The following is a 14197-nucleotide window of genomic DNA, read 5'->3' on the forward strand; positions in this document are numbered from 1 at the left end:
CACTAGGTATACTGCTCACTCCTTATAGAAAAAAGAAAACATAAAAGAATTTCAAACTTTAATAAAGTTGATATTTGCTCAACACGTAGAATTTGATATAAAAACTCTAAGGGGTTTGAATTAATTTTTTGTATTGCATACGGGGTTTGCATAATCTTGCAGTTTCGTTATGCCATTTTCTCCACATACACGGCATTGTGGGTTTCTTTTAAGCGTGATTTTGCGGAAGTTCATTTCCATAGCATCAAAGCTTAGAAGCTGATTATAAAGAGGCTGTCCTATGCCTGTAATGATTTTTAGCACTTCTGTGGCTTGGATACCGCCAAGCATTCCAGCCACAGAGCCAAATACACCTGCAGTAGCGCAATTTGGGATATTTTTATCATCAGGTGGAGTATCAAACACACAGGCATAGCACGCACTCACCTTGGGCTCAATACTCATACTTTGTCCGCTAAAGCGCAAAATTCCCCCATGTGAATAGGGCTTATTGAGTAGCACGCATATATCATTGACTAAAAACTTTGTCGCAAAGTTATCGCTCCCATCAACAATCACATCATAAGGCTCACATATCTCTAGCGCATTACTCGCATTAAGCATAGTAGGATAGGTGGTGATTTTGATATGGGGATTAAGGGCGTGGAGCTTTTTTTGCGCGGATTCTATTTTAGGAGTGCCTATTTCTGCGGTGGTGTGCAGAATCTGCCGCTGTAAATTGCTTAAATCTACATTGTCTCCATCGACAATGCCTATATGCCCCACCCCTGCTGCGGCTAGATAGAATGCTACAGGTGATCCAAGCCCTCCAGCCCCTACAATCAATACCTTAGATTCTAAAATTTTGCCCTGTCCTTTAAATCCGCATTCCACAAGGCTAAAATGCCTTGCATATCGACGGAGTTGCTCGTCAGTAAAGTTATATATCATTGGCTACCCTTTAGCATTTCTAAGGCTTGAGAACAGAGATTTTTCCACGCACCCTCGTGAGCTATAAGTTGGCATTGTTCAAATGTGCTTTGCGAATCTCTCCCTAGAGTTTTAAGCAGTGAGCCTTTGAGATAAAGAGCCTTTTGCTTATTATCATCATTCATATCTTTTGTAAGGAGTGTATCAAGTACATTTAAGGCGTCATCTGTGCGTTGAGTGCGGATATAGCTTTGAGCGAGGGCAAAATCCACATACGGAGAATCTGTTATATTATTTGTAAGCTTTTGCAAACGTAAAATATCCTTGGCGTAGATTTCAATGCTTAATTCATCTTTTTGTGTTTCTGCATTTTTCAGCAAATATAGATCTACACCCAGCATTTGGGGATTGTCAGCTTGTTTTTCTTTTAAAAAGGCATAGGTTTGTAGCGCACCCTCTTTGTCATTGAGCTCGTTTAGCGCATTAAAGAGTAAAAAGCCCACATCATAATATTTTGCCTCTTGCAAACTTTTAGCAAGCTCTAGTGTGTCTCTTCCTGCAAGTGCAGTGCTTTTATTATCACCAAGTTTGGCAAAATTAAGTGTATCGCGATAGAGCCAAGCAAGTTTTGTTGGTAAATCTTTAGATTCTGTAGCCATATTAGCGGAGACTTGTGCGGCTTCTTTATTGAGTGCGAGCGAGTAAAGGCAATCAAAAAGAGGCATTTTTTGCTTAGGTTCTAAATTCACATATGGGTATTGCATATAATAATTTGCAGTGATTTTGCAGTCATTATCTTCAAGCGATTTGTGAATGAGTGCGCTATAGCTTTGTGCTATAAGGGGCGTATCTTTAAGATGCTCTTTGAGAGATAATACCTCCTCATACTTGCCCTCATCAAAAAGCACTTGGGCTTTTAGCATTAGTGCTTTTTCTTGCTCGGGTGAATTGGCATAATGTTCAATAATATAATCATATTTTTCAAGTTTAGCTTCTATGCTATCATCTTCTGTAAGGGCAAAGAGGAGCTTATCATCCCTATCTTTTACTTCATCTGCTAAGGGGCGATGTTCAAATTCGCTAAGAAAAATTTTATTGATTCTGTGCGCATCTTGCACAGCATTTGCCGCTTGATACCATAAACTTACATTGTTAAGCAATTCTTCTTTGTTTATATCATCGCTTAAAAGATGATTATAGAGATATTCTCCAAGTTGTGCAGCGATAAGATAGAGCTGCTCCTCGGCTAAAAGATTGAGAAATTCATAGGTTTTAAGAGGATATTTTGTAATATAGCTAGGATTGACTTTAAACATTGTTTCTAATAACTTTTGAGTCTGCTCTTTATTTCTATTTTGGAGGTAGAACTTACTCCATTCAATCGCCACCGCACTTGCGCTATCTAAGTCCTTTGCTTCTTGATAGGCTTGAGCAAAGAGTCTAGATGCAGCATTTGTATCAGTGCTGCTATAAAAATGCTTTGCAAGTGCCATTTTAGAAAGAGGCATATAACGTGATTGTGGGTATTCACTGATAATTCTTTCAAGATAATATTTTGCTTCTTCGGGGATTCTCATATCAGCATAGGCATTCCCTAGATAAAACAACACTTCAGGGACATTAGAATCTGTGGGGTATTTTTTAATCCATTTTATTCCCATATCGATAATCATATCGCTATTTTCTACAGAATCAAAATGTTCTAATGCGCGTAATCGAAAGAGCAGCAAGTCTTTGGCAAAGATAGTTTTAGGGTAGGCAATGAGCGTTTCATCAATACGTTTTACTGCATCAATGTAGGCTTGGTTTTGAATTAATGTTTTAATTTGTGTATAGGCTACGAAATCCTCTCCATCATCGTGATGAAGAGGTCCCCTCTCAATATCCAAATCATTAAAATAGAGCTCATTGTTTTTGATGATTTTGATAGGAAAATTTAGTCCGCTTGGTTTGTTTTGATTGGCGTAGTCATTGAGGAAAGGAATTGTATTTTTATAGCCAATGATTTGCCACGATTTGCTTTTAGGTGGCTGTTCTTTCGTGATAGGGGTAGTTTTTTTTAAATCATTTGGCGTGGCAAAAAGTATCATTTTATGCTTGGGTTCGACATAAAGATAGAATCTTCCATCAACTACACGACTCCAGAATCGAAAAAAAAGCGTTTCTGTGGGGGTGAAGCTCGCAATAGGCATACGATCAAGTGTGCAGGCAACATACACGACTTCATCTTGAGCATTGCGATTCTGGGTGCATTCTAAAGGCTCGTTATGGATAATATTTAGGACAGAAAAATGCTCTTTTAGCTCCTTGCCATAGTTGATGGTAACATCGAGCCCAAGGGCGCATAGGGGCAAAAGGCATATAAAAGCCACTATAAATGTTTGCACAAGCACTCCTAGAGTGGCTAGATTCTGTTTAAAAGCCACTATCCAATATAAGTTGTAACTACTTCAAGCAAATTTTGGACCATAAATATGCAGGCTATGCTCACAATAAGAGTAAGACTCAAGGCAAATATGCTTGAAGAGGTAAGTGGGGAGTGATGGGACGCAGTATGAGGCTTTTTAGCAAAGATATAAATAACAACTTTAAGGTAGTAAAATGCCCCTATAACGCTATTTAACGCCATAATGATCGCAAGAACGATATAGTTTGCACTTAAAGCACTTTGTATGAGATACATTTTACCCCAAAAGACACTAAAAGGTGGAATCCCAGCAAGAGCAAACATAAAGAGCGTAAGGAGGACGGCTAGAGTAGTGTTTGTCTTTATCATTCCGCCCAAAGAGGTAAAAGTATAGTTATCTTCACTATCTTTGTCATTTTGACTTAGCCATAGAATACCAAAAGCACCAATATTGGTAAAGAGGAATAAAAACCAATACAAAAATACGATTTGAGGGGCATTTATCAAAATCGCGCCTAGCACAAAGCCAGAATGTGAAATAGAGCTATATGCAAGCATACGTTTCACATCTGTTTGTGTTAAAGCAATGAGATTGGGTATAGTCATAGTAAGCACCACAAGTGCATAGAGGACATATTCTATAAAGGGGCTATGGGAGTACATAAAAGGAGTAAAGATTCGTATAATAATGGCAAAGGTAGCAATTTTTGGAACAATAGCAATAAAGGCAGCCAAAAGTGGGTTTGAACCTTCATAAACATCAGGGACCCAAGTATGAAAAGGCACGATGGAAATCTTGAAGCCAAGCGCACAGAGTAAAAATGCAAAGCCTGAAAAAACTAAAATAGAAGGCTCATAATGATGAGTGTATAAAAAATAGGCAATATGTGATATTTCTAAACTTCCTGTGGCAGCATATAAAAGCATAGCACCAAAAGCATAGATAGCAGTGGCTAATGCACCCATCACAAAATATTTAATAGAGGCTTCAAAGGCTTTTGTATTATTATGCAATGCAATCATTGTGTAAAGACTTAAAGAAGCGCATTCTAAGCCTAAGAGTATAAGGATAAGATTCTCACTTGATACCATAAAGGCAAATCCGGCAATAGCAAATAAAAGGAGTGCATAAAATTCTGCACTTTGGGTTTCTGTAAAAGTATTTTTATACATAAAAAAGCATAAAAGCACAAACGTAGCTAGAAGCATAAGTATCTGGCTTAAAATCGAGATACCATCAATAAGCAAGAGATTGAAAAATCCAAATTGTGGTGAGGGGTTGCCCTCAAGGAGCAGAAAACCAAGATTAAGAATCACAAAAAGTAGGCTTATGGCAATATAGAGTTCGCGAGTTTTTATTTTATTTAAAGCTCCAATACCAAGTAAAATAATCCCACCAAAGAGCGAGATACACATAGGAATAAGCAAGGGTATTTGAAGTTGTGCGAATGAAAAATACATAGATTCTGGCATATTAATCTCCTATGTTGGGGATAATGAGCATTCCTTTATCATCAAAATCATTAGGGATATGCTCGTAAGGATAAGGATTTTGCCCTTCTATGATACGATTTGAGCCATAGGAGAGAATTTTTGCTTCAATGGTTTTTACAAGTGTTTGCACACTGGAATCTATAGGCTCAAGTATGGGTTTGGGATAGATTCCAAAACAGATAATAAAGGCGATGATGGGTATAAAGATACTTTTTTCTCTTAGACGTAAATCTTTAAGGGTGCTGTATTGCGGAAGTGTAGTGCCTAGAAAAACTTTTTTGAAAGCCACAAGCATATAAATCGCCCCAACAAAAAAGCTGCTTCCTGCCAAGAATGCGATAAGAGGACTTACTTGAAAGTATCCATATAGGCATAGCACCTCACCCACAAAACCCATAGTGAGAGGTAATCCTAGAGAACACATCATCACTATGCCAAAGACGCTACTTAATTTGGGCAGACTATGGGCTAAGCCTTGCAATGATGATATTTGCTGTGTCTGCACTCGCTCATACACCACACCCACAAGGAAGAAAAGCCCCGCGACAACAAGTCCGTGTGTTACCATAAAAAACACCGCTCCGCTTAAGCCCTCTGCATTAAGCGCAAAGATACCCAGCACGATGATACCCATATGCGAAAGTGAGCTATAAGCAAGGAGAGTTTTTAGATCTTTTTGCACAAAGCTTATCATCGCTCCATAGACAATCATAAAGACACAAATAATACCAATAAAGACATTGAGGGAATCGCTTGCATTAGGGAAAAGCGGTAATACAAAGCGCAAGAGAGCGTAAGCCCCCATTTTGCTCACCACAGCCGATAGAAGTGCGGAGCCAATAAATGGCGCTTGTGTGTAGGTATGTGGCTGCCAAGAATGCAGCGGAAAGAGAGGAATCTTTACTGCCATACCGACAAAAAATGCGACAAAAAGCCATTTTTGAGTCTGCCAATCAAGGGAGATTTGATACCAATCAAGGAGATTAAAACTCCATACTCCCATAACGAGCTTATATTGATAAGCAAAATATAAAATCCCTAGTAACATAATAATCGAGCCGCCAAAGGCATAGATAAAGTATTTAATGGCGGCATAGATTCTCTTCTCTCCACCCCATACACCAAGCGTATAGAGTATAGGCAGAAGTGAAAGCTCCCAAAAGATGTAAAAGAGCATTACATCAAGTGCGCTAAACACACCCATCATAATGCTTTCAAGACATAAGGTAGCAATGATGAGCGAAGTTTTGAGATATTTAAAAAGACATAGTGCAAGAAGTGTAATGAGTGCATTAAGTGCAATGAGAAAAAGCGAGATGCCATCAACACCTACATAATAGCTTATACCATAAGAATGGATAATGTCTATATGGCTAGAGAACTGAATCCCCCCATAGCCTACATTAAACTCACTCCATAAAAGCACGACAAAAAGCAACTCCAAAGCTGCTGCAATAATGCCAAATATGCGACTATTTTCACCCTTTAGCACATATAAGAGGGTTGCAGCAAATGATGGAAAAAAGATAATAATGCTTAGAAGGTAATTCATAACTGCCTCCATATAAAATAAAGCGCACACGCAAGGAGTAAGAGAGTCAATCCTCCAATCATAAGTGTAAGCATACGCGTAAGTGAGCCATTTTGAATAAGTGAGAGTTTGCCCCCTAGTGCCCTTACATAATGCGCGATAGTGTCTGTAAAGTGATCAATGCCTATTTCTATTTTATGCCATAAGAATAGGGCACATTTTTGATAGGGCTTGATAAAAAAACATTCATAGAGTTTGGGGATATAGTAGTTATTATAGAGAATCTTGTAGATAAAAGTGCGCTCCCAAAATGTGCTAAAGCCACCTTTAGCGTATTTAATAATACTAAAGAGTGCCACAAGAGCGACAAGTGAGAGTGTAGCGCCAATTAGCAAGAAATGTGTTTGTGTAGGGAGTGTGGGCAGTGTATAGGGAATATACCCACTTAAGAAATGCTCTAACACCTCTCCAAGCCCAGCGATGATAGAGAGAATAGCTAAGGGTAGCATAGCTAAAAGCATATAGGGATAGGCTTCGTGAGGGTGTTCGTGATGAGATTTAGGCACAAAGAATACAAGCATAAGTAATCTAAAGCTATAAAATGCCGTAAAAAGTGCAGATATAAGCAGTATGGTCCATATTAATGTATGCTCTGAAAAGGCGATTTCTAAAATCAAATCTTTAGAGAAAAATCCTGCAAAGGGGTAGATTCCCGCTAGTGCCACAGAGGCGATACACATCATTATCATCGTGTAGCGTAATGGCTTATGCAAACCGCCCATTTTAGTAATATCAAGCTTATCATTCATAGCGTGCATTACATTTCCTGCACCCAAGAAAAGCAGGGATTTGAAAAAGGCGTGAGTAATGAGGTGAAAGAGCGCTACCCAATACGCCCCAAACCCTGCTGCGACAAACATATAGCCAAGTTGCGACAGGGTAGAGTAGGCGATGATTCGCTTTAAATCCCTATTTACAAGTGCCATACTCGCGCCAAAAATGGCTACAAACATGCCAAGCGAGGCGATGAAAAAACTTACATCGGGTATCATTTGATAGATTGGAGAGCAGCGCACCACGAGATATACTCCTGCGGTTACCATTGTGGCAGCGTGTATGAGGGCTGATACAGGTGTGGGTCCCTCCATCGCATCAGCAAGCCACGTATGGAAAGGGAATTGCGCAGATTTACCCATAGCTCCTACAAAGAGTAATGCTCCAATCCACACAAATAAGCTATTATCAAAATTTTCTGTTTGCAATGATAAAAATACTTCTTCGTATTTTAGACTTTCACAATGATATACAATAAGGAAAATCCCTATAATAAGTGCAAGATCGGCGATTCTATTCATCACAAAGGCTTCTATGGAGGCAAAATTTGCACTTGTCTTTTCATACCAAAAGCCAATAAGCAGATAAGAGCATAGCCCCACGCCCTCCCAACCAGCAAAAAGCCCAAGAAAATTATCACTCATTACTAGCAACATCATAGAAAACACAAACGCACTTAAATAGCTAAAATAGCGGTTAAATCCCTTATCGTGCCTCATATAGCCAATAGAATAGATGTGCACGAGCATAGAAATAAGGCTTACAACAAGCATCATACTCACGCTAATAACATCAACCATATAGCCAAAAGAGCTATAAAAATCCCCCGCTTCAATCCAAGTGAGAAAATCAATGTGGATAATCAAATCAGCTTGATAAAGGCTTATAAAGAGTAGCAAAGAAGCCACAAAGGAGATACAAAGCAAGAGTGTAGGGACAATCCCAGCAATAAGGCATTTTTGTCTATGTCCAAAAAATGCTGCAAAAATAGCTCCGCAAAGTGGCGCAAAAAGCGCGATATAGACTAATTGAATGAGTGTTTCATTACCAAGTGTCATAGATTATCCTTTGAGATTTTCTATCGTGCTTATATCAAGTGTGCGATGCTTCCTATACCAAATCACCACAAGCCCCAATCCCACAGCGATTTCCGCCGCAGCAATAGCGATAATAAAAAGTGCGAAAATCTCACCTTGCAAGTCATTAAGATATGAAGCAATCGCCACAAAGCCGATATTAATGCTATTAAGTAAGATTTCAGTAGCAAAAAATAGCATAAGTATATTGCGTCTTTTTAATATGCCAAAAAGCCCTATAGAAAAGCAGATTGCACATAGCAGTAAATAGTGATTGAGGCTAACCATTCTTACTCCTTTTGATACTTAATACAATTCCTGCTACCATTGCCACAAGCAGCATAAAAGCGGCTATTTCAAAGGGAATAAGATATTTTGTAAAGAGCACATAGCCAATCATTTGGATATTGTTCATCTCTGCAATATCAATAAGATTCTGTGAAATGGCGATAGTCTCTAAATTATTGCCTACTAAAGGCATACCAAATGCCCCCACAAGCACGATAGCAATCCCCACACACAGCACACTTGCCACCCATTGATTTTTGCGAGATTCTATGACATCTTTCGCACTATCAAAAAACATCATTGCAAAGGCATAGAGCGCCACAACAGAGCCTCCATATACAACAATCTGCACGACGCCTAAAAATTCCGCATCAAGCACAAAAAATATGCCCGAAATGAATATCATACCACTTGCAAGAGCGGTCATCGCATAGAGAATCTGCGAGGAGGTTGCCACAATTAAAAAGCACACAATACATAATGTGCTAAAGAGATAAAAGACGATAGTTTCAAACATTGCTATTCTCCTGTGTAGAAGATTCTGTGCTAGGTTGCGAATCTTGAGTAAGGACATAGCTTAGAGGAGTAGGCTGCATACGTTCATCTGCGTGAGGTGATAGAGAGCCATAGCCGCTAAATTCTATGAGAGAGGATTTAGATTCTAAAAGTGTGGGCTTAAAGCCAAAGTGCGCCCTCTGTACACTTGCATTTTCAAACATATCACTATGCACAATAGCAAGTTCTGGGCAGACTTCAGCGCATAATCCGCAATAAATACAACGTCCAAAATTGATACTATAACTAAGAATCTTTTTTCGTCCATCATCGCCCCTATCGGTGATTATGCGTATGCAATTACTCGTGCAGATTTTTTCACATAATCCACAGCCAATGCATCGTTCATTATCGGATTCTAAAAGTCTTTGAAGCTTATGTATTGCCCTGTATCGTGGGCTTAGAGGGATTACTTCGATTGGATAAGGGATAGTTACCTTAGGGGCAAAAAATACACCCAAAGCCTTTTTGAGGCCGGCAAATAAATCAACGCTGAAGGTGGCTTTGAGTGTGATGGCTACACGCGTAGGGAAAGATTGCACTTCACGCTTTTTGCGAGGAGTTAAAACATAATAATCATTTTTCATTTATCCTCCTAAAATAATAAAATGCAGCCTGTGAGCAGCACATTAAGCAGTCCTAAAGGAAGCATAATTTTCCAACACATACGCATAAGCTGATCAGGACGCACGTGTGGGAATGACGCCCTCACCCACATAAACAAAAAGATAAAAAAGCATACTTTAAGTAAGATAGCAATGCCTCCGGGGATAATGCCCCAATCATTGAATCCACCGCAAAAAATAAGGCTTAGGATAAATGCTGTGGCAAACATATTTGCATACTCACCAATAAAGAACATACCCCATTTTAAGCCGCTATATTCACTTGCAAATCCCGCCGTTAATTCCGCCTCGTGCTCTAATAAGTCAAAAGGTGTGCGGTTAAGCTCGACATAGGCAGCCACGATGAAAAGCCCAAAGGCAAGAGGCTGCTTAAAAATGAGCCAATCAAGCATCCCACCCTGCTGATAGCTATTAATATCAATGAGTGAAAGAGAGCCAACGAGCATAAGCGGGGCTAAGAGTGAGAGGAATGTAATCACCTCAAAGCTTAAAAATTGCAAAGCTGCCCTAGCGCCCCCAAGGAGCGACCATTTATTACCCGAGCTTAACCCCCCTAAAAGTGGTGCATAAATGCCACAAGAACCCACAGCAAGGACAAAGAGAATCCCTACATTAATATCTGCGATAATAGGACGTATTGTGTAGCCAAACAGCTCAAATTCTGGGAAAAAGGGTATGGGTGCCATAGCGATAAAGGCAGTAATAGCAGCAATTGATGGAGCGATAATAAAAATAGGCTTAATCGCATTTTGTGGGATAATATCCTCTTTAGTAAAAAGCTTAATGCCATCGGCTAGCACTTGCAATAAGCCATAGGGTCCTACATAGTTTGGTCCTATGCGTTTTTGAAAAAAGCCTAGAATCTTGCGTTCTAAATATGTGCCAAAACCTGCAAGTGCAGAGAAAATAAGCAAAACAATGACGATTTCTAGGAGGGTTTCTACAATATTAGCGCTGAAATCACTCATGCTTCTTCCTTGTGTGAAATATGTAAATGTGTCCAAAGGGTAGTATTAAACACCTTATCCGCACCCTCAAGCATAGGGTTAATAAGGAAATAAGAGCTATTAAGATAATAATCCACAAATACCGCGCCTTTTACCTGATGTGTGTTATCTGTAAGTGTGATAGAATCTCCCTCTTCCAGTCCTAATTCCTGTAATAAGGCGTGGCTTACATAGATTCCCATTTTGTTTTGTAAATGCGTGCTTCCTGCGGTATAAGTATTAAATTGCGATGGAGAATGGAGCTTATAGGCATTGAATGTTTGCTTATAAGTGGGTAATGTAAGCGGGAGTGAATGTGGCAAATCCAATGGAGCAAGAGGAAGGCTTTTAAAACGATAGCCACGCATATCTGTGCCATCATTCAAGTATTCATTTTTAAAGTCATCAAACTCACAGCCACAAATAAGGCTTGTATAATCAATCAAATAATCGCCTTTCATATCAAATGCCTTAGCAATATCGCTTAAATCATAACCATTGAAGGGAAGCGCGGGTTTGAGAGGCAAGATTCTACAATCTATGCTCGTATAAGTGCCCTCCATTTGATTGAGCGCAGGGAGGATAAAATCAGGCGTAGTAGGGGAAGTAGGCATTTGTGAATCTATGCTTATGAAATTAGATTCACATACAAAATCGCCCTTATCGCGGAATCCTATGCTAAAGCCCTCATTTGTGCTTTCTTTAGGGCTTAAATCACAAATCATCGCTAAGCCTAGCGCATTGGCAAAAGGCGGGATAAAGATAGTTTTTAGTACATTTTTACGCTCTAAAATAGCCAGAATTTGCGCCAATATCTGCATATTGGCATTTTCATACACATCAGCCCCAAGCACAAGCACGGGATTAGTTTTTAGCATTTGGGCTAATGCGTTCAAATGTTCCATACTGATATGTGCGTCTATGAGAGTTTGATAGATGATTTCCTCTTGCATTTCTTCAATAGTTTCTGCAATTTCTTCTTTTACCTCCTCACCGGCTTCATTTGTGGTAGTGATGGTTTTTTTGATTTCTTTAGTGATGGGCTTAGAAATACTTTGCTTACTTGCAATAATGGGCTGCAAAAGCGTTTGAAGCATTTGTGTTTCTGTATCTTGTGAGGGATTATCCATAAGATAAGCTAGAGCCACACTTCCCACAGCGACACAAAGTGCGTCGGGGTGATAAGCAATATGAGTAAGATTCTTACTTAGGCTTGTTGTAAGGCTATCATCAAGCGGGTGCATATATATGGCTTGTGAGCCTTTAAGGAGCTTAAGTTTGTTATTGAGCATATAGCGTAAATTTGGTACTTGATAATTAAGCGCACTACCTATGATAATGGCATTTTGGGATTCTCTAAAGCTATCAAGGTGATTAAGCATACTCTTTCGTGCATATGTGAGAAATGTATTTATAAAATGCTTAAAATGTAAGGCTTCATCATTATGCAGGGTGCAATTTAGACTCTTAGCAAGGTGATTGAGCACGAAGGCTTCTTCATTGGTTGTTTGATTACCTATATTGATATGCGTTGCCTTTTTGAAAGCTTCAATGGCTGCTTGTAGATTCTGTGTGGGATTTATACTTGAGCTTACATCATAGCCATATCGCCCTGCACCACAGATAGGATTGAAATAAAAGTCATTTTTTATACGATAAATATGTGGTGTGCCAAGTGTATCATTATGGCGGACTTCATAGGTGATTTTACAGCCCATAGGGCAGTGGAAACAAGTAGAATCTATCTTTTTTAGCTCCCACGCATTAGACTTATATTTAAAATCATTTGTGCTTAAAGCCCCCACAGGACACACACTAATACACTCACCACAATCAAAGCAAGGCGTATCGCTTACAAAATCAATCAATGCCTTTTGCTTCCGCGCCCATACGCTCAAGGCGTCCTTTGGCATAGAATCTTTCCATAAGGCATTATCGAGTGGCTCTAAGGGTGCTTTTTGGGCTTTGAGCTTGGATTCACCTAGATTATCTTTACACGTAGTGGCGCAACGTTCGCACATAATGCAAAGATTAGGGTCATATACGGCTTTTGCCCAGCTTTTGTGAGGTTTGTCGCTTTCTTTAATATGATATTCCTGCGTGGTTACATTCATTTTTAAGGTATAGTTTTGCAGCTCACATTCGCCGCTTTTATCACACACACCGCATTGTAAGGGGTGATTGACATCATAGCTTTGCATTATGGCATTGCGTTCTTCGAGGATTTCAGGCGTGTGAGTGAGGATATTCATACCATCTTTAGCCTTTGCGTTGCAAGAGTAGTTGCGTTTACCATCAATATCTACCATACATAGCTTACAAGCCACTGTGGGAGAGCAGTTAGAGAGATAACAGATGGCAGGAATTTCAATGCCCTTTCTGCGTGCGATTTGTAAAATACTTTCGCTTTCATTGCAGGCAATGTTTTGCCCATTAATTGTGATAGTAATTTCACTCATAATATTACCTCGACTTTTTTGTAGGGATAGCCTATATCGTGTGTTTGTGGCAAATACAAGAGAGCGATAGTACCTTTTTGTGCCTTATCGCATTGACATATTGCCTTGATACTTTGAGATTCAAAGTTTAATGTGATATGCTGTCCATCTTTAAGCTTTAGAGCAGGAGCAAAAAGCGGCGGGATCTTAAGTGTAGGCGTGGATAGTGTAGAGGGTAGGGCATAGATAAAATTGCCATTAGATTCAGGTAAATCCTCGCATATTTGTAAGTCAAGATGTGGTGGTGTGCTAAGAGTAATGTTCTCTGTGAAATCTGGTATAATCATATCAATATAAGGACTTGCCCCAAGTATGCCACATATCAAGGCAATATCCTCTGCGTGAGGGTGAAGGGCTAACTCCTTGCCAAGTACTATGCCTATGGGGCTTTGGGTATGAGAGAGATAATCGCTTATGCCCTCTAGCTCCTCTTCAGCGAGATTAGATTCTGAGGCAAGATAGCCTATATCGATATGCTTTAATGTGGCTTGAAGGTCTTGTGTGAGTGGATTTGAGGCATTAAGCATAGAGGAAAGGGTATGTGCTAAAAGCCATACTACGCCAAATTCTGTGCCGATTTCATATCGCAAGGTTTGCACAGATGGATTATCAAACAAAAAAAGCGGATGCAGGGCAAAAAGCTGTTTGCAATCAGGTAGATTTTGCCAAAAGTAACCAAAACTAAGAAGCGTATCGTATCCTTTAACATCGTGTTTTATGGTCTTTTGAGAGATGTTAGCAAGGAGAGAGACAAAAGCTTTCATTGTGCTTTTCTCCTTACTACGATAGTCCAATCCACTTCATTAAAACGGAGGCTATTAAGTAATTCATCACCATGATGCAAGATACAATCAATCGCCTTTTGCACATTAGTAAAATCCCGCACTTCAAAGAGGAAAATAGCTACCTCGCCATCCTGCAATGTATCGCATATTTCATTCATTCTTTTATCAAAATCATTTGCTAAATGCCGTAAATCATATCGTTTCATTG

General features: G+C 39.4%; 12 protein-coding genes. All 12 read right to left on the minus strand.

Going from position 1 to position 14197, the window contains the following annotated elements:
• Positions 1-120: 120 nt before the first annotated feature.
• Genes QZ289_RS03480 through QZ289_RS03535 form a run of 12 tightly spaced genes read right to left on the minus strand, consistent with a single transcriptional unit; the run spans position 121 to position 14195 of the window.
• On the minus strand, positions 121-927 hold the full coding sequence (locus QZ289_RS03480; protein ID WP_295699540.1) for a HesA/MoeB/ThiF family protein: 807 nt from the start codon (positions 925-927) through the stop codon (positions 121-123).
• On the minus strand, positions 927-3296 hold the full coding sequence (locus QZ289_RS03485) for a tetratricopeptide repeat protein (RefSeq protein ID WP_295699236.1): 2370 nt from the start codon (positions 3294-3296) through the stop codon (positions 927-929). Before QZ289_RS03485 ends, QZ289_RS03480 begins: the two co-directional genes overlap by 1 nt.
• Before the next feature lie 38 nt (positions 3297-3334).
• A complete protein-coding gene (gene nuoN / locus QZ289_RS03490; protein WP_295699238.1) occupies positions 3335-4789 on the minus strand; it encodes an NADH-quinone oxidoreductase subunit NuoN in 1455 nt (484 codons plus the stop codon).
• A gap of 1 nt (position 4790) precedes the next feature.
• Positions 4791-6362 carry an NADH-quinone oxidoreductase subunit M gene (locus QZ289_RS03495; protein ID WP_295699239.1) on the minus strand — a complete coding sequence of 524 codons (1572 nt, stop codon included), beginning with the start codon at positions 6360-6362 and terminating at the stop codon, positions 4791-4793.
• Positions 6359-8233 carry an NADH-quinone oxidoreductase subunit L gene (gene nuoL / locus QZ289_RS03500; RefSeq protein ID WP_295699241.1) on the minus strand — a complete coding sequence of 625 codons (1875 nt, stop codon included), beginning with the start codon at positions 8231-8233 and terminating at the stop codon, positions 6359-6361. The genes QZ289_RS03495 and nuoL overlap by 4 nt, the downstream gene beginning before the upstream one ends.
• Positions 8234-8236: 3 nt before the next feature.
• Positions 8237-8539, minus strand: a complete 303-nt coding sequence (gene nuoK / locus QZ289_RS03505; protein WP_295699243.1) for an NADH-quinone oxidoreductase subunit NuoK — start codon at positions 8537-8539, stop codon at positions 8237-8239.
• On the minus strand, positions 8532-9056 hold the full coding sequence (locus QZ289_RS03510; RefSeq protein ID WP_295699244.1) for an NADH-quinone oxidoreductase subunit J: 525 nt from the start codon (positions 9054-9056) through the stop codon (positions 8532-8534). The genes nuoK and QZ289_RS03510 overlap by 8 nt, the downstream gene beginning before the upstream one ends.
• A complete protein-coding gene (gene nuoI / locus QZ289_RS03515; RefSeq protein ID WP_295699246.1) occupies positions 9049-9681 on the minus strand; it encodes an NADH-quinone oxidoreductase subunit NuoI in 633 nt (210 codons plus the stop codon). The genes QZ289_RS03510 and nuoI overlap by 8 nt, the downstream gene beginning before the upstream one ends.
• A gap of 8 nt (positions 9682-9689) precedes the next feature.
• Positions 9690-10688, minus strand: coding sequence for an NADH-quinone oxidoreductase subunit NuoH (gene nuoH / locus QZ289_RS03520; RefSeq protein WP_295699248.1), 999 nt, complete (start codon positions 10686-10688; stop codon positions 9690-9692).
• Positions 10685-13165 (minus strand): NADH-quinone oxidoreductase subunit G, encoded by a 2481-nt coding sequence (locus QZ289_RS03525; RefSeq protein ID WP_295699251.1) that lies wholly within the window; start codon positions 13163-13165, stop codon positions 10685-10687. The genes nuoH and QZ289_RS03525 overlap by 4 nt, the downstream gene beginning before the upstream one ends.
• Positions 13162-13968 (minus strand): hypothetical protein, encoded by an 807-nt coding sequence (locus QZ289_RS03530; RefSeq protein ID WP_295699253.1) that lies wholly within the window; start codon positions 13966-13968, stop codon positions 13162-13164. The genes QZ289_RS03525 and QZ289_RS03530 overlap by 4 nt, the downstream gene beginning before the upstream one ends.
• Positions 13965-14195 (minus strand): NADH-ubiquinone oxidoreductase subunit E family protein, encoded by a 231-nt coding sequence (locus QZ289_RS03535; RefSeq protein WP_295699256.1) that lies wholly within the window; start codon positions 14193-14195, stop codon positions 13965-13967. Before QZ289_RS03535 ends, QZ289_RS03530 begins: the two co-directional genes overlap by 4 nt.
• Positions 14196-14197 lie beyond the last annotated feature (2 nt).

The organism is uncultured Helicobacter sp. (genome assembly GCF_910577135.1).
Classification (GTDB): domain Bacteria; phylum Campylobacterota; class Campylobacteria; order Campylobacterales; family Helicobacteraceae; genus Helicobacter_C; species Helicobacter_C mastomyrinus.

Excerpts from the sequence above, each read along its gene's own strand:
- nuoN (WP_295699238.1), bottom strand. The coding sequence starts at position 4,789 with ATGCCAGAATCTATGTATTTTTCATTCGCACAACTTCAAATACCCTTG.
- QZ289_RS03495 (WP_295699239.1), bottom strand. The coding sequence starts at position 6,362 with ATGAATTACCTTCTAAGCATTATTATCTTTTTTCCATCATTTGCTGCA.
- nuoL (WP_295699241.1), bottom strand. The coding sequence starts at position 8,233 with ATGACACTTGGTAATGAAACACTCATTCAATTAGTCTATATCGCGCTT.
- nuoK (WP_295699243.1), bottom strand. The coding sequence starts at position 8,539 with ATGGTTAGCCTCAATCACTATTTACTGCTATGTGCAATCTGCTTTTCT.
- QZ289_RS03510 (WP_295699244.1), bottom strand. The coding sequence starts at position 9,056 with ATGTTTGAAACTATCGTCTTTTATCTCTTTAGCACATTATGTATTGTG.
- nuoI (WP_295699246.1), bottom strand. The coding sequence starts at position 9,681 with ATGAAAAATGATTATTATGTTTTAACTCCTCGCAAAAAGCGTGAAGTG.
- nuoH (WP_295699248.1), bottom strand. The coding sequence starts at position 10,688 with ATGAGTGATTTCAGCGCTAATATTGTAGAAACCCTCCTAGAAATCGTC.
- QZ289_RS03525 (WP_295699251.1), bottom strand. The coding sequence starts at position 13,165 with ATGAGTGAAATTACTATCACAATTAATGGGCAAAACATTGCCTGCAAT.
- QZ289_RS03530 (WP_295699253.1), bottom strand. The coding sequence starts at position 13,968 with ATGAAAGCTTTTGTCTCTCTCCTTGCTAACATCTCTCAAAAGACCATA.
- QZ289_RS03535 (WP_295699256.1), bottom strand. The coding sequence starts at position 14,195 with ATGAAACGATATGATTTACGGCATTTAGCAAATGATTTTGATAAAAGA.